14 protein-coding genes are annotated in these 19018 nt (G+C 40.6%); 6 read left to right on the top strand and 8 right to left on the bottom strand.

Annotated features, from left to right (window positions below):
* Positions 1–66 precede the first annotated feature (66 nt).
* Complete coding sequence (locus tag HWV00_RS05590) at positions 67–1602, top strand: hypothetical protein (protein WP_211685142.1); 1536 nt, start codon at positions 67–69, stop codon at positions 1600–1602.
* 309 nt (positions 1603–1911) lie between these two features.
* Here HWV00_RS05590 and HWV00_RS05585 read toward each other — a convergent pair whose 3' ends face one another.
* Complete coding sequence (locus tag HWV00_RS05585) at positions 1912–4683, bottom strand: right-handed parallel beta-helix repeat-containing protein (RefSeq protein ID WP_211685141.1); 2772 nt, start codon at positions 4681–4683, stop codon at positions 1912–1914.
* Between the two features lie 576 nt (positions 4684–5259).
* Between HWV00_RS05585 and HWV00_RS05580 the strand changes: the two genes are divergently transcribed.
* Both HWV00_RS05580 and HWV00_RS05575 read left to right on the top strand, forming a co-directional pair.
* A complete protein-coding gene (locus tag HWV00_RS05580; RefSeq protein ID WP_211685140.1) occupies positions 5260–6429 on the top strand; it encodes an MFS transporter in 1170 nt (389 codons plus the stop codon).
* Between the two features lie 170 nt (positions 6430–6599).
* Positions 6600–6986 carry a 3D domain-containing protein gene (locus HWV00_RS05575; protein WP_211685139.1) on the top strand — a complete coding sequence of 129 codons (387 nt, stop codon included), beginning with the start codon at positions 6600–6602 and terminating at the stop codon, positions 6984–6986.
* 148 nt (positions 6987–7134) lie between these two features.
* Here HWV00_RS05575 and HWV00_RS05570 read toward each other — a convergent pair whose 3' ends face one another.
* Positions 7135–8043 carry a LysR family transcriptional regulator gene (locus HWV00_RS05570; RefSeq protein WP_211685138.1) on the bottom strand — a complete coding sequence of 303 codons (909 nt, stop codon included), beginning with the start codon at positions 8041–8043 and terminating at the stop codon, positions 7135–7137.
* Between the two features lie 131 nt (positions 8044–8174).
* Here HWV00_RS05570 and HWV00_RS05565 point away from each other — a divergent pair, with 131 nt between their 5' ends.
* A complete protein-coding gene (locus HWV00_RS05565) occupies positions 8175–8618 on the top strand; it encodes a PACE efflux transporter (protein WP_211685137.1) in 444 nt (147 codons plus the stop codon).
* A gap of 124 nt (positions 8619–8742) precedes the next feature.
* On the opposite strand, the gene HWV00_RS05560 is transcribed toward HWV00_RS05565, so the two are convergent.
* A complete protein-coding gene (locus HWV00_RS05560) occupies positions 8743–10326 on the bottom strand; it encodes an ABC-F family ATPase (RefSeq protein ID WP_211686368.1) in 1584 nt (527 codons plus the stop codon).
* A gap of 224 nt (positions 10327–10550) precedes the next feature.
* Positions 10551–11195 carry a LysE family translocator gene (locus HWV00_RS05555; protein WP_211685136.1) on the bottom strand — a complete coding sequence of 215 codons (645 nt, stop codon included), beginning with the start codon at positions 11193–11195 and terminating at the stop codon, positions 10551–10553.
* Positions 11196–11522: 327 nt separating this feature from the next.
* Between HWV00_RS05555 and HWV00_RS05550 the strand changes: the two genes are divergently transcribed.
* Positions 11523–12416 (top strand): VWA domain-containing protein, encoded by an 894-nt coding sequence (locus HWV00_RS05550; protein WP_255554933.1) that lies wholly within the window; start codon positions 11523–11525, stop codon positions 12414–12416.
* Positions 12417–12498: 82 nt separating this feature from the next.
* Here the strand turns inward: HWV00_RS05550 and HWV00_RS05545 are convergent, their stop codons facing one another.
* The 4 genes from HWV00_RS05545 to HWV00_RS05530 all read right to left on the bottom strand — a co-directional run bounded on the left by HWV00_RS05545 (position 12499) and on the right by HWV00_RS05530 (position 16553).
* Positions 12499–13401, bottom strand: a complete 903-nt coding sequence (locus HWV00_RS05545) for a LysR family transcriptional regulator (protein WP_211685135.1) — start codon at positions 13399–13401, stop codon at positions 12499–12501.
* Positions 13402–13553: 152 nt separating this feature from the next.
* Positions 13554–14267: a lactate utilization protein C gene (locus HWV00_RS05540; RefSeq protein ID WP_211685134.1), complete on the bottom strand. Its 714-nt coding sequence runs from the start codon at positions 14265–14267 to the stop codon at positions 13554–13556.
* Positions 14268–14269: 2 nt separating this feature from the next.
* A complete protein-coding gene (locus tag HWV00_RS05535) occupies positions 14270–15760 on the bottom strand; it encodes a LutB/LldF family L-lactate oxidation iron-sulfur protein (protein WP_211685133.1) in 1491 nt (496 codons plus the stop codon).
* A gap of 1 nt (position 15761) precedes the next feature.
* Positions 15762–16553: a (Fe-S)-binding protein gene (locus HWV00_RS05530; RefSeq protein WP_255554932.1), complete on the bottom strand. Its 792-nt coding sequence runs from the start codon at positions 16551–16553 to the stop codon at positions 15762–15764.
* 786 nt (positions 16554–17339) lie between these two features.
* On the opposite strand from HWV00_RS05530, the gene HWV00_RS05525 reads away from it, so the two are divergent.
* The gene (locus HWV00_RS05525; RefSeq protein WP_211685132.1) at positions 17340–18932 is read left to right on the top strand and encodes an L-lactate permease; all 1593 of its coding nucleotides are present in this window, start codon (positions 17340–17342) and stop codon (positions 18930–18932) included.
* Positions 18933–19018 lie beyond the last annotated feature (86 nt).

Here is a 19018-nt window from a genome sequence, read left to right as displayed (position 1 = left end):
CAACGCAGATAAACGTTAAGGCCAATCCATTTTGGCATTCATATAAATAATAGGAACCAATAGAAAATGTATATCAGAAATTTTGATTTGGAAACCATTTATGGACTGGATGTAATCACAAAGTTCTTCCGTGAAATGGAACGATTGGATATCTTCTATTGCCACTGGAAGAGTAATGAGCACTTGCGAGAAGGACTACTTGGCATTACTGATCTCGATGTTTTGGTCGAAAAAGGCAAAACCAGTGAACTGAATAAAGTCCTGTTTGATTCCGGATTCAAGCTTTTTAATGCGATGGCAACGCATGGATATCCAGCGGTAGCAGACTATTTGGCGGTTGATAATATCACTGGAAAAATGGTTCATTTACATCTTCATTACCAACTGATTTGTGGTGAACCGCATCTTAAAGGATACCGACTACCCTGGGAGCATCAAATTCTTGCCAGCCGGCAGTACGATGAGGAGGAAAATGTATATGTAGTTGAGCCCAATATGGAAATGCTTCTTCTCATAGTGCGATCCGTAATGAAGCTCCGAGCCAGAGACTGGATTCTTGATAAGTTAGGTAGACACTATTTTAGCTCCGATAGGCTAAGGGAGTTTCAATGGTTGAATGAACGTATTTCTCCTTCATGTATGATTGAGCTGACTGATACCTTGATAGGAAAAGAGGCAGCTGCACAAATAGAAGACATTATTACGACACCTACCCCATCGCTTAAGCAGATTCTTCGCTTTCAAAAGAGTGCAAAACAGACTATTCAACTTTTCAGAACTTATTCCCCCCTATATGCTAGATGGCGTAGAACGGTACGTGAGCTGTATTGGTTATGCGGGGGCGTCAACAAGCGGTATATTCATGCCCCCGTTCCACTGCGTCGAATAAGTGCAAGTGGCGGTCTGCTTATTGCGCTGATGGGATGTGATGGTTCAGGTAAATCGACACAGGTACAGGCTATTACAAAATGGCTATCTTGGAAGGTTGATGTCATTCCTCTTTATTTTGGCAGCGGGAATGGTTCAAGCTCTCTACTACGTTGGCCATTAAAGCTGGCTGCTAAACTCTTGCATAAAGTACCTGTGAATGGCTCTGCTCGGGATCAAGTTGATACATCCATGGATTACAAAAGCGTCCAGCCATCATTATTCAAGATGTTACCAAAAGCGATCTGGGCTGTCACCTTAAGCATTGAGAAGCGCCGCAAGCTCCGACAAGCAACAGCAGCTCGCAACCGTGGAATGGTTGTACTCTGTGACCGCTATCCGCAAAACCAGATGATGGGATTCAACGATGGACCTCTGCTCAGCGCATGGTTAAATCATCGGTGGCAGATACTTCGTGCGATTGCAGTATGGGAGAGTCAACCTTACCGTGAGGCAGAAATTTACCTTCCTGATGTTGTGATCAAGCTTAATGTTTCATCCGCTGTTGCGACAAAGCGAAAATCAGACATCAGTCTTGAGGAGTGCAAGCGACGAGTAAACGCTATCGACAACCTACAGTATCCAGCACCTACACGAATTGTGAATATTGATGCTAACCAACCATTAGAACAAGTCTTACTTGAAGTTAAACATGCAATCTGGCGCGAGTTCTAAGAATAATTTATTCTAATTTGTTCGTGCCAGTTTAGATCTTACTCGTAAAAATTCATATATGAGTATATCACAGCAATGAATACAGCAATGAATACAGCAATGAATACAGCAAAAATCATTCCGCTAGGAGAAAACAGAATCAATGAAAAAAATAGGATTAATCTGCTGATTTAAATGATTTTTCTTGAGATTCCAATTAAGAAGCCTGACGATATCAGGCCTCACCGTTTAATTAAGTGTTAATTCAGAAACACGGCTCCACGATGGCTGAATCAACCATACTTATTGACTGATCCGAACCTGCCAAAACTATCGCTGGCTTGTTACCCGCGGAATGTAGGAATACTCTATATATAGCAGCGGTGCACCATTCTGGTCTGCATCGTACGCTTCCGCTACCCGTTTGCCAGTCCCTGTTATAATGATAACCAGTGAATTACCACTTACCCATCCAGTTTGATCGGTAACTTCAGTAATTAATATACTGATATCAGACGTTTTTTGTTTATTATCCGCCTCGCCAACCGTTCCCCAGGCATCAGGGTTCCAGTTAACCGATGCAGTTGTACGTGGACGTGACGATATATCTCCATCTTCGCTCTGAAAAGTCCCTGCATTATCTGATAGCTCTCCCTGAATAGTGAGAGCAGTCTCTACAGAGTCCTTCTCTTCTGCTTGAAACTGAATGTAAGCATTAACAATGGTAGCACCTTGCGGAATATCGATGCGATTAAAGCGCATACCAACTATCTGAACCGTCTTTTCATAAACTAGTTCTAAATCGCTGCTGGTCCTTTTTACCCTTCCATCAGATCTCTCTTCTGCATCATCCTTACTGGCTTCAATACGTCGGCTCAAAACTTGAGAGCCTTCTTGAGTAACTGTAATGACAACATCATCAAAACTCTGTATTTCCCCATCACTGGCTGTAAGGCGCAGCGTATAACCTCCCTCAGCAGAGAATGATACCTTGGTCTGAGGTTCGCTAGTATCGGTAAATGTAGCGTCTCCTTCTCCACTAATTTGGGTCCAGGTCATCGTTAATGCGTCGTCAGAAACACTGCCCATCAGAATAGCTGAATCAGGCATCATAATGGACTGGTCCACACCTGCTGAGACCATGCTGATCGGTGCAGTGACTACAAATGGAAACATAGCGTAATCACTGGGTGAAGCCGTATAAGGAATGGCACCAATGTCCTCCCCCATTTTCGAACCGACTAAGACTCCATCGTTACAAATACTGACCCCGTTTTCGTCGGTACCACTGATATTTCGACAGGTCACCATTTTAGATTTCCCCTTGGCCGGACTCGCGTCCCTGAGAATAAAGTCACCAAAGCCAAATACCTCTGATATAGGCTTCAATTCCCAATAATCTTCAGAATTATCAACAATATTAAGAGTAAAGTTAGTAAAATTAGGATCGGAGCCACGCTTTGGCGTATTACCAATACTATTCTCCTCTACCCCAGTAAGAGATAAATCACCTACAGTGTCCTCACCATCCAGCAAAGGTTCATTGTCTTGAGTATTAACTTTCCAATATAGGTTCGCGTCTATAAGTTGGTCTTTACCCAGATTATAGGACTCTATAATTTCACCGTTAACCATCACCACTATATTATTAGCAAAGGTACTCCCATCAGGGAACCTTGGAATCGGGACAATACCATCATCTGAATTAAGCATCACTAACGTATTATGATAATAGTGAGCATTTCTCGTAGCATAGTCGCTACCAGCTTGCTTAAACATTTTTCCATAACCAAACTGCCCCCCTCCGTTCCATGAATTTATTCCGGACTTACGATTAACTGGGTGGTCACGAAGCAAAATAACTACATTTCGGTAAAAGAGCAAAGGGCCTGTCATTTTTTCCGTATCCTGCCCAATCGCCACCGCGACTAGGCAATTTATGATAAGGTTGTCATGAATCACAATCTGACCAATATCGGCTGTTCCACCATATTTTTTAACGCCTTCGATCTCAAAGGCATCATCGCCACAGTTTTCGATACGATTATGATGTATAAATATCCTGTCTTCGCCGTTACTGGTACCGATCAAATCCTGGCCTGAACCTCGAATCAAATTCCAGGAAATAAACCAATATTTTGAGCCCCCTTTCAAGTTAATAGATGTTCCTCGGGCGCGCGTTGCCGGGACAGGATCATCTTTCATATCACTCCAAAAAATCCAGTATGGATCATCACCGAGTATCTGTGAGTTGGTGATAGTAATGTGATGTACATCAGTATCAGTAGTCGAGATTGTAGTATTACCCATCCATGCGGTTATACCATCGAATGTGACATGGTGTGCACCATCATCAATATCGATACTATCTTTAGCTTGATTAATAGTAAGGTTCTTAAAAGTTAGATAATTCCCCTTAACTTCTAACGTATTAGACTCTTGAGATAAGATAATTTGATAATTGCTCGGATCGGCATTTTCAGTTTCAAAAACCTGGACATAGAGAGCCTCTGCTTTACGCATCGCTTCTGTTTTAGATAAGCGAATATGGCATCGGTCCATTATTTCCATCGTGCCGGGGCCAACGTAAAACTCACTTCTGCTACCGTCATATTTATCTGTCGTTGCACGAAAATGATCCTCTTCTTCATATGGAACAAGTTTTACCCTCTCATTCACATAACCTGGAATCCCTAATACATAGCCGTAAATATCTTTGCTTTTACACTTTCTCAAAGAGCGATATTCACCAAGTTCAGCATTGACCAATTCCCAATCCTTGTTGCCCGGCTCCCGAAATTCCTGATGGCCAGAATCAATGACTGCAGTCTCACCAACAACAGAAGAAATTAAAATAGGTGCAGCTTCGGTACCACTAACTTCAACTTCCACAGATTCATAATAGATTCCACCGTACAAATAGAGAGTATCACCCGGTTTCAACTTTTTAATAGCATAGTTAACACTATAAAATGGACTATCAGCAGTACCAGAATTAACATCGCTCCCATAAGGAGCTACGAAATAAGTTTTAGCCGATATACTGAAAGACACACCTAAACAGATAGATATGACAAACATTAATATAATTTTGATATTCATTGCCACTCTCCTTGATATTTTTAGTTATTTAAAAAACTAAGCTGTCTCTTTGTCAAAAGATCGCCTAACGTTTCACCTACCAAAATGGTACCTTTGCCTCCGCGTGATGAAAAAGGATATAGTTAAGATGATTATTTAATTTTAAAAAGGCCAATCGTTATAATTTTATCAACCAAGTGTTAAGCATCAACGTCCTCTATTACCAGCTTTAATTATAGTCTGAATAACAACCCTTTCCTCCCCAAATAATTGATTTGAAAAGGTGTTTTGTTTCATGATATTACAACCGATAAAAGGCCTTATCAGAGTTTATTATTCTTCGTAAATATCTGTGTATCGGTGTTTTCAAGACAAGTAGCCCTCGATTATTTCACAGAGTTACCATTACTCATTCTTGCTCTTTTCTATGATTTTGTTGCACCAAGTTGTTCCACTTTAACTTTAATTGTCATTGCAACAACCTCCATTAGGGTGCCATTCTCCGAATAAAGGCCATCATTTCAACGTGATAGCCTTTTTATTTTCACACCAAGAATGCTAATCTAACCATCCCCTAGCCCATTAGCCGTCATCACCATGAAAAAGTTATCTAAATCACTCTCTACATCCTTGTCTAAAGACAGTCCATTTGTTTTCCTCGCCCTTGCTGGTATCGTTATGTCGATGACCTTTTCAGCATGGAATGCACTGTTAAATAATTTTGCCATCGAGAATGCCGCATTTACCGGCGCTGAAATTGGCACCTTACAATCGATACGTGAGATCCCTGGATTACTTGCTTTCACAGCTGCGTTTGTATTGCTGATACTAAAGGAACAAGTATTTGCCATTATAGCCTTATCCTTACTCTCGATTGGCGTGGCGATAACAGGATTCTTCCCTTCTGTTTATGGCTTGTATGCCACAACCGTACTGATGTCTGTGGGCTTTCATTACTACGAAACCATCAACCAATCATTAAGCCTGCAATGGTTCAGTAAAGCTGAAGCCCCTGCACTATTAGGTCGGTTACTCGCAGTTAAATCATTTGCAGCCCTCTTTACCTTTGCAGGTATTTGGCTGGCGTTCACCGTGCTCGATGCCGATTACATCACTGTATATATGGTCTGTGGATTACTTGGATTAGCGATCACCGCTTGGCTCGCAACCCATAAACCTAAAACCCAAAACACCCATGTACAACACAAAAAACTCATCTTACGTAAACGCTACAGTTTGTACTACTTACTGACTTTTTTATCGGGTGCGCGCCGACAAATATTTGTGGTCTTCGCAAGCTTCCTTATGGTCGAAAAATTCGGTTACGGTGTATCTGAAATCACCGCACTATTCATGCTCAATCATGTCATTAATCTGTATTTAGGGCCTAAAATTGGCGCATGGATTGGCCGAGTGGGTGAGCGTCGCGCGTTAACATTCGAATATACCGGACTTATTTTTGTGTTTATTGGTTATGCTTTGGTGGAGTCAGCTGAGTTGGCTGCCGTACTGTATATTGTTGACCACCTGTTTTTTGCCATTGCTATTGCATTAAAAACCTATTTCCAGAAGATTGCCGACCCGAAAGATATCGCAGGCAGCATGGGCGTTAGTTTCTCAATTAATCATATTGCCGCAGTAGTTATCCCCGTTATTTTCGGCCTTATTTGGTTACAAAATCCATCATTAGTATTTTACGCTGGAGCTGCGATCGCTTGTTTATCTTTGATATTAAGCCGTTTTGTACCCGTAAATTATTCACGATGACATATTAACGAGAACAATTTTTAATGATAAATAATCAGTTACAAGATAGTGAGTGGAAAAAACAAAGCGGTACTGTACACTTGCTACATTGTGCTGTTATCAGCATTATATCGATGACAAAATAGTAATAAACACCAATAAATATTAATAAATTAAAGGACTAAACTATTATGAAATTTCGTTTTCACCTTATCGCTGCACTAGCCATCACTTCACTATTCGGGTGCAGCGGTGGAGAGCAATCCCTAAAAGTAACTGCTAGCGCATATACCTCAAGTGTTGGCGAAACAGATTCTACGCCAAATCTTGCGGCTTGGGGCGATATACTTGAGCCGGGTATGAAATCAATTGCAGTATCGAGAGACCTACTCAAGATGGGGCTTACTCACAATCAAGAAGTGAGAATCGAAGGATTTGACGGTACATACAGAGTACTAGATAAGATGAATAAGCGCTGGGAAAAGAAAATCGATATCTACATGGGTAACGATGTTAAAAAAGCAAGACAGTGGGGTAAGCAAGAAGTTGTTATCTATTGGACTGTGGAAGAAAAGTAGCGACTAGCGCCCTGCTGATTTGATTCATAGTACATTTATGTAAATAAAAACCTGAGTAGCCTTACTTAGGTTTTATCAGCATATCCCTAATACTTTCTATAGCTCCCAGTTTGATCTGACTAACAACTGTTAACGCCACAACGAGTTCTCATTTATCGCTTAATTCCCAGCGTTCATCATTAAAATGATAACGCTGTAACAACTCAATCAAGCTTTCTAATACAGGCCCTCCAGCATGACTTCGAGAAACGAGACAGCCAACAGAAGTTAACCAGCCATGATATTCGTGAGCAACAGGTAAAGAGATTATTTTACCTTGTTTAATACCCTCTTTGACTCGCAGTTCTGGGACGTTAGCCCAGCCAATACCTTGCTGTACAAGTCCAACAAGTACTTGATGCGAATTCGCATACCAAATCATCGCGCTAATGCCGTAACTAAACCAAAGTTCCTTTTGTTTGGCACTGCGATGCACACATTGACGATACCCTTTTAAATCGGCATCTTGAACTATAGATAGCTGAGCTAACGCATGCTCGGGCGATGAGATTGTAAGAAAGCGAGCTTGGCCAAGCAGAAAAAAGTCCATATCAACTTTCAGTTCACCATCAGCGTAAACGATGCCTACTTGGGCTTGTCCAGAGCGAACTAACTCTTCAATATCAAACGTTGAAGCGGTGATTATTTCAAAATTAGTGATCGGAAACTGGTTTGCTAGCGGTACCAGTATTTGTAAAAAATCATCACTCATTAAACTCTCATCTATCGCAATCACCAACTCATGCTCATACTCTTTGGCTAAAGCCTCGACCTTCTGATCAAAATATCTCTGTTGATGCAGTAATGATTTAGCTATCGGTAATAGTGCTTTGCCGTTTTCAGTTAACGCTGGCGTATTTTTTTCGCGACTAAATAATGGCTGATTGATTGCGATCTCTAGATTTGAAATCGCTTGGCTTACGCCTGACTGTGCACGTTTCAATTTACGTGCCGCTGCCGAAAAGGAGCCACTTTCACATACGGTGACAAAAACCTTTAATTGTTCAAAGCTATACATAGCAACTCTATGACTGAAGAGATTTTCCTTAGACTATCACCATTCGTGATAGCTGTTAACTTTATCTATTCATTTCCGCTGCCATAATTGCCACTTAATTATGTATTAGCAATGTTTTATTGGAGAAGTTTATGAGTACGTTAGAAAGAGTTTTTCATGCCGTATTATTTGAAGTATTAGCTTTGATCCTATCAATTACAGGTTTGGCTGTATTTACAGATCACGATATTAACTCACTATCAGGAACAATGCTCGTTGTCGCAACCATTGCTATGATATGGAACTATTGCTTCAATTGGTTCTTTGACCGATTTGCCACTGGAGACAAGGATAAGCGCTCATTTTCACTGCGTATCATTCACGTTATTCTGTTTGAAGCTGGTTTGTTATTTTTCACCATTCCCGTAATGGCTTACCTTTTAAATGTGGGTATTTGGCAAGCCTTTATCATGGACCTGAGCGTTACTATTTTTATTACTATTTATGCATTTATGTTCAATTTAACTTACGACCACATCAGGGTGTTTGTACAACAAAACCGTAATATTAAAGCTCAAATTAATTCGCCTTTATAATAGATATATAGCCAGGTACAAAAAAGGCCATCACATAATATGATGGCCTCTTTACTCGCTAAGTTATTTATAACTCAACGACTCACTCACTAAAAACAAGCTCCGATTACTCGGTTAGTGCTTATTATTTGCTTGCGATGTATTCTTCGTAAGTACCGTCAAAATCAACGATGCCGTTTGGCGTAATATCCCAGATACGTGTAGCAACTGTAGATACGAACTCACGGTCATGAGAGATGAACAGTAAAGTACCTTCATATTTCTCAAGAGACATGTTCAATGCTTCGATTGATTCCATATCCATGTGGTTAGTTGGTTCATCCATTAATAATACGTTTGGACGTTGCATCATTAATTTACCGTAAAGCATACGGCCTTTTTCACCACCAGAAAGAACACTTACTTTCTTGCTAATGTCATCATTAGAGAACAGTAAACGACCTAGGAAACCACGAACAGTTTGATCGTCATCGCCTTTTTCTTTCCACTGGTTCATCCATTCCATTAGCGTTAGATCTTCTTCGAATAATGCTTCGTGATCCTGTGCATAATAAGCGATGTTTACGTTTTCAGACCATTTGTACTCACCCGCATCTGGAGTAAGTTCGTCTGCTAACATACGCATTAATGTCGTTTTACCAACACCATTGGTACCGATAATTGCGATACGCTCGCCAACTTCAACCATACTCTTGAAGTTAGAGAATAACGGACCTTCATCAAAGCCTTTTGTTAGACCTTGAATTTCTAATGCGTTACGGTAAAGCTGTTTTTCTTGCTCGAAACGAATAAATGGCGTTTGACGGCTAGATACTTTAACTTCATCAAGTTCAATTTTATCAAGACGTTTAGCACGTGATGATGCTTGTTTTGCTTTCGATGCGTTTGCAGAGAAACGAGCAACGAATGCTTTAAGCTCTGCCATTTGTGCTTCTTTTTTCGAGTTACTTGTTAGCAGTTGTTCACGTGCTAGTGCAGCAGCAAACATGTAATCATCATAGTTACCTGGGTAAACGCGTAGTTCACCGAAATCAAGGTCAGCCATGTGAGTACAAACACTGTTTAAGAAATGGCGATCATGCGAGATGATTACCATTGTACTTTGACGTGCATTTAGTGTTTCTTCTAACCAGTCAATCGTTGCGATATCCAAGTTATTCGTTGGTTCGTCAAGTAGTAAGATATCTGGATCAGAGAATAGTGCTTGTGCTAGTAGTACACGTAGTTTCCAACCTGGAGCAACTTCGCTCATTAGGCCGTAATGCTGCTCTACAGGGATACCAACACCGATTAGTAGTTCACCCGCACGAGATTCAGCTGTGTAGCCATCCATCTCTGCAAATTCACTTTCTAGATCGCCAACACGCATACCATCTGCTTCAGACATATCAGGGTTAGCATAAATTGCATCACGCTCTTCTTTCACTGCCCACATTTCTGCGTGGCCCATGATTACTGTATCAATTACAGTGTTCGTTTCGAATGCGAATTGATCCTGACGTAATTTACCTAGACGTTCGTTCTCATCAAGCTTCACGTTACCAGAGCTTTGATCTAAATCGCCACCTAGGATTTTCATGAATGTTGATTTACCACAACCGTTAGCACCGATTAAACCGTAACGGTTACCGCCACCGAACTTAACTGAGATATTTTCGAAAAGTGGCTTGGCACCGAACTGCATTGTAATATTTGCTGTGCTAATGATAGGGAACGCTCCTGTCCAAAAAATGGACTAAATATAGATTACTGAATTTTAAGTTGGCGGAGTATAGCATCTAATGTGATGTAAATCACGTAGTCTGATTGGGAAAAGAAACGAAAAGGAGGATATTTTATATTAGGGCTTATTTAACACTGGGACTGACTGCATCCATGCAATCAAGTTAGCCTACTTTATATTACTGTAGACCTTTATATCATCAACTGACTTTAAACAACTGCAGCAGGTACTTGCGAAAATAACAACCACGCGCCAAGTAATACAAATACAGAACCCATGATCTTATGTTGGTAGATATGGAAACGTTCATTAGTTAATAATGATTTACCTAAAGTACCCACTGTAACCACAAGTAATAAGTTAAACAACAAACCTAATACATTAAGTAATAAACCAAGGGCTAGCATTTGTTCACCCGATGACGTCTCAATATTTGATGATACAAACTGCGGCAAGAACAACACAAAGAACAACAAGGCTTTTGGGTTTAATAGATTACTAAATACGGCCTTGCGGTACAGTGAACGTGCCATTTTACTTGTTTGATCCACTTCAGGTGCAACAACCGAATTTGTACGTAAACAATCCCAACCCATTTTTAATAAATACAAACCACCCAAAAAGTGCAGCGCTTTAAGCGCCATCGGGCTCATGGCGATCATCGCAGACACACCCATTGCCGCTAATAACGTTAAAATAATGCCTGATGTTGCATTACCTAAACTGGCAAACAATCCCACCTTGCGGCCATAACTTAAGCTTGAGCTCGCAATTAATAGCATATCAGGGCCAGGGATCAGCAATAACGCCACAACAGCAGTTAAGTACACGGGTAAAATAGAGAAATCAATCATGAAAGGTTCGCATTACAAAAAAAGGAACTGGATTGTAATACAATAAGCAATATTTTCACCTAAAATTTAGCTAAAAGTGCAGTTAATGATATCAAGATGACGTTGAAGTACAGGGTTAACGCTAATCAGCCCCATCACCTACGATACTGAATACCTCAAAAAAACTGTCGGTGATTTTTACACCATCGTCATAAACAGCTTATCGATAAAAACTACTATTCTGATTTTAAACACAAAATACAAGGTGGCATAAGCGATGCAAGATGCTAAGTGCTAGTAAATAAAAACTCACGTTAACTTTATAAAATTGTATCAAGGATAAACCTAATGAAACATAATAAAGTATTTAAAAGCATATTATCAACAGTCACATTATCGACAATGGCCGTGATGGTAACACCAGCACTGGCAACCCCAATTAATACGAATATCGTCGCTGTTGTAGATGAATCCGGTTCAATGGGTGGTGAGCACGCTTGGTTACCAAGTATGATTACAAGTTTGAATGCTGCGTTATTAACTGCAGCAGGTGTAGATGCGTTTAGTGCTACCTATGGCTTAACAGGCTTTGGTGGCAATGGTGGGCATAGACCTGGACATAAGCATCTTGTCGGGGGCGGGGACTTTGGCACTGCAGGTCAATTCGGTGCAGCCGCGGGGTCATTAAATACCAGTGGTAGTCATGAGAATGGTTTCCAAGCTATCAACTATGCTTTAAATAACTATGGATACACAGCTGGTGCAGTTAAAAATCTAATCTTAGTCACCGATGAAGATAGCGATGGGAATACTCCTCAAGCAAGTGTTATTGCAAATTTATCCCGCAACAATGCATTACTTAACGCTGTTATTGATGTATCTTTTAAATGTGGTGACGGTACTAAAGCACTTGGTATGAGCGCTACAAAAGGTTATAAAGCAGATGGTTCCGGAGGATTTACCACCTGTTTAGGTGCAACGGCATATGGGGGGTTTGTTAATTCACTTGCTGATTACGTTGATTTAGCACTTAATACTGGTGGTGCAGCATGGGATTTAAAAGAACTTCGAGCCGGAGGTAATAGAGCGGTTTCATTTACCAATGCTTTTGTTGATGTGAAAGTAGAAGAAATTATTACACATGTGCCAGAACCAACAACTGTAGCGTTCTTAGGGCTAGGTGTTTTAAGCATGGGAATGCTAAGAAGACAGAAAAAAAACAATATGGATAATTTAGCGTAGTCACTACCTGCTCTATTACTCCATTTTGATTAGGTCATCGGTCTATAATATAAATTACGCGTTATGGATCGATACCTGCTATTTAAAAGTTCTCTTTCATTTCCAAATAACTACTACGTATATGTTCAATCAGCAGCTGTACTTTTTTGGCTGGTTTACGGGTATACGGATACACAGCATAAATACCAATTACTTTCGCCGTTTGCTGTGACAGCACTTCCACCAACTTTCCGTTACTTAATTCATTGTAGATAAGACATTTTGGTAGATAGGCCAGTCCCTTCCCTGCTATCGCGACTTGCTTTAACGCCACTGCATTATTCGAACTAAAATTACCGGATACTTTGACATTGTACGGTGCATCATCACGTGTGAATAACCAATTAAAAGCACCGCTGGTTTGGCAGGTATAACCAAGGCAATTATACGGGGCTAACTGCTCAGGAAATTGCGGTTCGCCTTGTTGTGCTAAATACTCAGGGCTTGCGCATATCATCCAACGAGAATTAAAGATATGACGCGCAATCAAACTTGAATCTTCTAAATGGCCTGTTCGGATCACCAAATCATAACCATCCGCCACTAAATCAACGAAATCATTATTCATTGACATATCGACGGTTAATCCTGGATGTTTTTCACAAAACTCGGCCACGGCCCTTGCTAATAATAACTCACCCGAGATAGTGGGTACTGACATTTTAATGTGACCAGCTAACGTTTCACTATAACTACTCACGGTATCAAAGGCATTTTTTGCGGTTTGGGCAATGCCTTTAGCACGATAAAACAACATTTCACCGGCTTCGGTTAAGGTCAATTTACGGGTTGTTCTGAAGATTAACTGCACACCTAAATCTTCTTCTAATCGGCTGATACGTTTACTCACCACAGACTTAGTGACCTTGTTCGCCTCGGCAACTTTACTAAACGAACCTTGTTCTATTACTTGGGTAAATAACACTAAATCATCAATTTGCGGCATGCAATTCTCGGTTTACTAAAAAGAAAGGGGTTTGGTAATTATACACGTAAACAACTGCAGATAACGAGGTCTATAACAATGTAACCGACACTGCGATTAACAGTGCCATTAACATTAAAACAGACCTCGTCTCTGTTTAGCTTATGTAGTCATTACATATCTGCAATCACAACATAGGCGGCATGAATAGGGCCATGTACACCCACAACCTTAATTAACTCAATATCTGCCGTTGAACTTGGGCCCGAAATAAAGTTAACACAAGACGGTAAACGTTCACCCGCTTGAGCTTTATCGTGCAACTGTTTAGCTGCTTGCGTCATACGTGGCACAATTTGGCTTTGTGGGATCAGAAATACCGATGTTTCTGGTAATAAACTCACCGAACGGCCATGTGACGCAGCACTGTGTAACACCATAGTGCCCGACTCTGCTAATGCTTGCTCTGCAAACACAATACCCACTTTCGCTTGCTCGGCGTGTTTAATGTTAATGTCATTTGCTTGGTCAACATCCCACATATATACATCGTTAAAGTGCAATTTTAAGTTGTTGGAAACTTGCAGTTCAGCTAAACGTATATCGCCAGAAACAATAACTTTACCCGCGCCAAAACCATTACAAATACTGCTTAATGTTTCATTTAACTCATCTTTCGTACAGCTAACACCCAACGAATTTAAGTTAGTCTTGGTGTATTCTAAAAATACATCTGCCAGTTGTTGCTGACTAAGCTCAGCCATCACATCATGATGCGGGCTATGCGGTAATAATGGACGTACTACGCCTTGAGTATTCAGTTCACGACCTAACTTAGCGGCGAGTGAACCCATAAAACTATCGCGATTATATATCTTGCCTTGCATGATTATTTCTCACTCTTGTTAGCAGTCGATTTAACTTTTACTATACCTGTAACAGCGGCTTGTTCTGAGCCAGAAACAGTAGCGCCATCACGGTTAGCAAACCAGCTACGGAATGATTCACCATCCGGTTGTGGTAAATCACGGGCTTCCGTCCATTCTGCAATCGCACCAACATTAATTGGTAGCTTGCCATCTTTAATCACTTTAGGCGCAACTTTACCACCAATTTTCATGCTCAAGTTCCATAACTTAGGACTTGAGTTTAGGTAGTTAAATGCCGATACCGTTAATCGCTCACTCAATGGTGTTATCTTCTTAATCACCATTTTTTCACGGTGTTTTAAGATTAAATCAGACAGTGGGATCTTAACCGGACACACATCATTACAACCTTGGCATAATGAGCAAGCATACGGTAAGTCTTGGAAATCATCATAACCACCCAGTAATGGTGACAAGACTGCACCGATAGGTCCTGAGTAGATAGAACCATAAGACTGACCACCAATATGACGGTAAGCAGGACACGTATTTACACATGCTGCGCAGCGGATACAGCGTAAGATAGATTTAAATTCTGACGCTAAAATATCTGAACGCCCATTATCTAAGATCACTAAATGGAACTCTTCAGCGCCATCCATATCATTCGATTCTCTTGGGCCTGTAATTGCGGTCACATAACCGGTTAATGGTAAACCAACTGCACTCCGGCATAACAAGCTGACCATAATATCCAACTCTTCAAATGTCGGTACAATACGTTCCATGCCCATTACCGCAATGTGCGTTTTTGGTAATGACGTTGCTAATCGCGCGTTACCTTCATTCGTCACTAAGCTGATTGAGCCAGATTCCGCAACTGCAAAGTTACAGCCAGTGATGCCAATGTCAGCCTCGATAAAGTCATGACGAATGTGTTCACGTACAAAGCGTGTCATTTCTTCAGGATCAGAACTGCCTTTATAGCCAATCTTGTCTTCGAATACATCACGGATCTGCTCGCGGTTTTTATGTAATGCAGGCACAACAATATGTGACGGTGGATCACAATCATCCACTTGTAGAATGTATTCACCTAGGTCGGTTTCAATGACTTCACAGTTATTACGCTGAATAACTTCATTTAACCCAATCTCTTCGGTCACCATCGATTTCGATTTAACGACTTTTTTAGCATTTTTTACTTTGATAATGCTTTCAATATACTCAGTCGCGTCTTGCGCTGTCTCAGCAAAAAATACATGGCCGCCGATCTTCTGTACGTTTTCACTTAATTGATGTAAGTAGTAATCAAGGTTGTCTAACACGTGATTACGGATCGCCATGCCGTTTTCACGCCATTCATCCCAGTTACCAAGTTTGTCTGCCGCTAATTGACGATTAGTAAACATACGCTCTTGGGCATTCGCCACCGATTTACGCATGAAGCCATCTTGCATTTGTTCTTTAATACGCTGCTTAAAGATCACATCACTGGTTTTCATCGACATATTATTTAACCTCCACGGCAAGGTTATCGCCATTATGATGGGCAGTAGTTGACTGACTAAGGTCATCTGCAATATTGCTCATTAACACATCAACGATATGTAATACTTTTACCGTTTTACCTTCACGCGACAAACGCCCTGCAATGTTCATTAGGCAACTTACGTCAGCACCAATTAAGTAGTCAGGTGTTACCGCATCAATATTCATTGCTTTCTCTTTTACCATTTCACCAGAGATCTCTGACATTTTGATTGAGAAAGTACCGCCAAAACCACAGCACGTTTCTTGGTTTTTAATACCAACCAGCTCTAGCCCTTCTACATTACCCAATAATTTAAGCGGCTCCTCACGCACACCTAATTTACGAATAAGACTGCAAGATGGGTGATAAACACCGCGTCCAGGCAGTTTAGCACCGACATTTTCAATATTAAGTTCATTAACAATAAACTGGGTTAATTCAAATAAGCGGTCAGATACAGCTTGTGCACGCGCTGCCCATTCAGGTTCATCCGCTAGATACTCAGGGTATTTTTTTACCGCTGCAGCACATGAACCCGCTGGCGTTACGATTGGATACTCATTACCTTCAAAAGCACGTATTAATGATTTCATCGCTGGCTTGCTTGATTCGATATACCCGCTATTCAATGACGGTTGACCGCAGCAGCCTTGCTCTTTAGGGAATAATACCTCGCAGCCTAACTGCTCTAGTAATAGCACTGTTTTTTTAGCGACGTTTGATTTAACGACATCACATAGACAGGTTACAAAAAAATTAACTTTCATCATCTCACCTTGCTCACCGAGCTTATTTTTTGCAGCATGATATAAGCAAGCACGACAAAAAACGAACGTGATTACAGCCAATAAATATATTAATAACAGTGTTTATGTGATCTTAAATTTCACCAGGTACAATGTATTTATTAAAAAACAGTTAGTTATACTTAAGCAAACAAAAGTCAGCGCCTTCTATTGGTTCAAATATGGAAACAATGAAGTTCGACATTAAAGGTAATGAATCATTTTTAGGTTTAGTGTAATTAGTCAGCAGGCTAACGATATAGAAAGGTGCGTATCGTAATAAAATAACGAAATATGATTAATTTAACAAAAAACCTTAGTTTTTGTAGTTGAATTTCACCAAAGAAAATCTCTAGCATCATAAGAACGAATCAATGACTTCATTTTACGATAGTGACGCGCTGTTTTATTACTGTGCATTATGACAATCACTGTTTCTAATACCGCTACAATCATTTATAGGTCATTATATTCAACTTTATAAACCATTGATTTTTATAGGTTTGTAAATTTGCAGTTTTTTACACTCTGTTATTTACATCACATTTATTACCCATATTCACATTTACATACCTCAAAGGAGGTGTGGAGTTTAAACCTTAAGCTCTTACAATCCATTCCCCACACGATACGGGTATTAGCGATAACACAGGTATTTACTTACTTGTACTTTATTAACAATACATTTAAACAATACTATAAATAGACTCATGCATCGTTCTCCGCACATAGCGATAACCAAATACATGAGCACAAATGGAGTGGGTAGCAATGACATCCCTAATCTTGGCAATGATGCCAATTATCGTCTTAATATGGATGATGACTAAAAAAAATGGTGTACCTTCGTACATTGCATTGCCTGTGACTGCGTTGTTTGTGGCAGCACTACAGATCTTTTACTTCCAAACTGACCTGACACTTATCTGGGCGAATGTCGTCGCAGGTAGCTTGTCAGCCATTACCCCAATATCGATTATTGCCGGGGCAATTTTAATGAATCGCATGATGTGTCTATCGGGGGCTGAAAATACGATCAGCCGTTGGTTAGAAGGCATCAGCCGTAATAAAGTTGCTCAGTTAATGATCATTGGTTGGGCCTTTGCCTTTATGATTGAAGGCGCGTCAGGCTTTGGTACACCAGCAGCAATTGCAGCACCTATCTTAGTTGGCCTAGGCTTCCCACCGCTACAAGTTGCGATGCTAGCGCTCGTGATGAACTCAGTCCCCGTATCATTTGGAGCGGTTGGCACGCCAACGTGGTTTGGCTTCTCAGGTTTGGGATTAACAGACAACCAGTTATTAGAAATTGGTCAACAAACAGCGATGATTCACTTCTTTGCAGCCTTTGTTATTCCGGTATTGGCATTACGCTTTGTGACATCGTGGACTGAAATTCGCCGTAACTACGTATTCATTCTACTGAGTACTCTGTCTTGTACTATTCCATATTTCTTGTTCGCACAATGGAACTATGAATTCCCAGCATTAGTTGGTGGCGCAATTGGTCTGACTATCTCTGTTGGCTTAGCTAAGTTAAACATTGGCCTTGGAAAAGTAGCCGCGAATGATAATGACAAGAACGTAACATTAGCGACAGTAAGCCGTGGTGAGATCTTTAAAGCCATGACACCAACGCTGCTATTAATTGTTATCTTAATCGTAACCCGTATCAAGCAGCTTGGTATTAAATCTATGCTAACGGATGCAACTGAAGCATTTTCGGTATCACTAGGTAGCTTCGGCGACTTTAGTATTAGCCAGGCGTTGATTTTCAAACTGAGTAATATCTTTGGCACAAACGTGGCATGGGCATATAAAGCACTTTATGTTCCTGCGCTTGTACCTTTCTTATTAGTGGTATTAATCTCTATCCCACTTTTAAAAATCAAAGGCAGCATGGTTAAGCAAGTATTTAGCGAAACAGGTAGCCGTATCAAAATGCCATTCATCACGCTCATTGGTGCATTGATCATGGTGAAACTGATGATGGCTGGCGGTGAAAACTCTCCTATCCTTATCATCGGTATGGCGTTCTCTGATTTGATGGGTACTAACTGGCAGTTTGCTTCCGCTTACCTTGGTGCCCTAGGTGCATTCTTCTCGGGTTCAGCGACGGTATCTAACCTAACATTTGGTGGTATTCAACAAACGATTGCAACAACGGTTGGTTTACAAGAAACGACTATCTTAGCACTGCAATCTGTTGGTGGCGCGATGGGTAACATGGTATGTATTAACAATATCATTGCTGTTTCGACTATCTTGGGTATTTCGAACAAAGAAGGTTATATCATTAAACGTACTGTTATTCCGATGATTATCTACGGCCTAATTGCAGCGGTAATGAGCACGTTAATCTAACCATTTTCCTAGGGCTCATGCCCTTTGAGAAACGTTTGAAATAAGAAACCAACAGCGACGGCTGTTGGTTTCTTTGTTTGAAACAT

Origin of the sequence: Moritella sp. 24, assembly GCF_018219155.1 — a bacterium.
GTDB lineage: Bacteria > Pseudomonadota > Gammaproteobacteria > Enterobacterales > Moritellaceae > Moritella.
The sequence above is the reverse complement of the archived record's forward strand: the minus strand, read 5'-3'. Positions and strand labels throughout refer to the sequence as shown.

Bases quoted from the DNA above. Each gene is read 5' to 3' on its own strand.
- HWV00_RS05590 (WP_211685142.1), top strand. From the start codon at position 67: ATGTATATCAGAAATTTTGATTTGGAAACCATTTATGGACTGGATGTA.
- HWV00_RS05585 (WP_211685141.1), bottom strand. From the start codon at position 4,683: ATGAATATCAAAATTATATTAATGTTTGTCATATCTATCTGTTTAGGT.
- HWV00_RS05580 (WP_211685140.1), top strand. From the start codon at position 5,260: ATGAAAAAGTTATCTAAATCACTCTCTACATCCTTGTCTAAAGACAGT.
- HWV00_RS05575 (WP_211685139.1), top strand. From the start codon at position 6,600: ATGAAATTTCGTTTTCACCTTATCGCTGCACTAGCCATCACTTCACTA.
- HWV00_RS05570 (WP_211685138.1), bottom strand. From the start codon at position 8,043: ATGTATAGCTTTGAACAATTAAAGGTTTTTGTCACCGTATGTGAAAGT.
- HWV00_RS05565 (WP_211685137.1), top strand. From the start codon at position 8,175: ATGAGTACGTTAGAAAGAGTTTTTCATGCCGTATTATTTGAAGTATTA.
- HWV00_RS05555 (WP_211685136.1), bottom strand. From the start codon at position 11,195: ATGATTGATTTCTCTATTTTACCCGTGTACTTAACTGCTGTTGTGGCG.
- HWV00_RS05550 (WP_255554933.1), top strand. From the start codon at position 11,523: ATGAAACATAATAAAGTATTTAAAAGCATATTATCAACAGTCACATTA.
- HWV00_RS05545 (WP_211685135.1), bottom strand. From the start codon at position 13,401: ATGCCGCAAATTGATGATTTAGTGTTATTTACCCAAGTAATAGAACAA.
- HWV00_RS05540 (WP_211685134.1), bottom strand. From the start codon at position 14,267: ATGCAAGGCAAGATATATAATCGCGATAGTTTTATGGGTTCACTCGCC.
- HWV00_RS05535 (WP_211685133.1), bottom strand. From the start codon at position 15,760: ATGTCGATGAAAACCAGTGATGTGATCTTTAAGCAGCGTATTAAAGAA.
- HWV00_RS05530 (WP_255554932.1), bottom strand. From the start codon at position 16,553: ATGATGAAAGTTAATTTTTTTGTAACCTGTCTATGTGATGTCGTTAAA.
- HWV00_RS05525 (WP_211685132.1), top strand. From the start codon at position 17,340: ATGACATCCCTAATCTTGGCAATGATGCCAATTATCGTCTTAATATGG.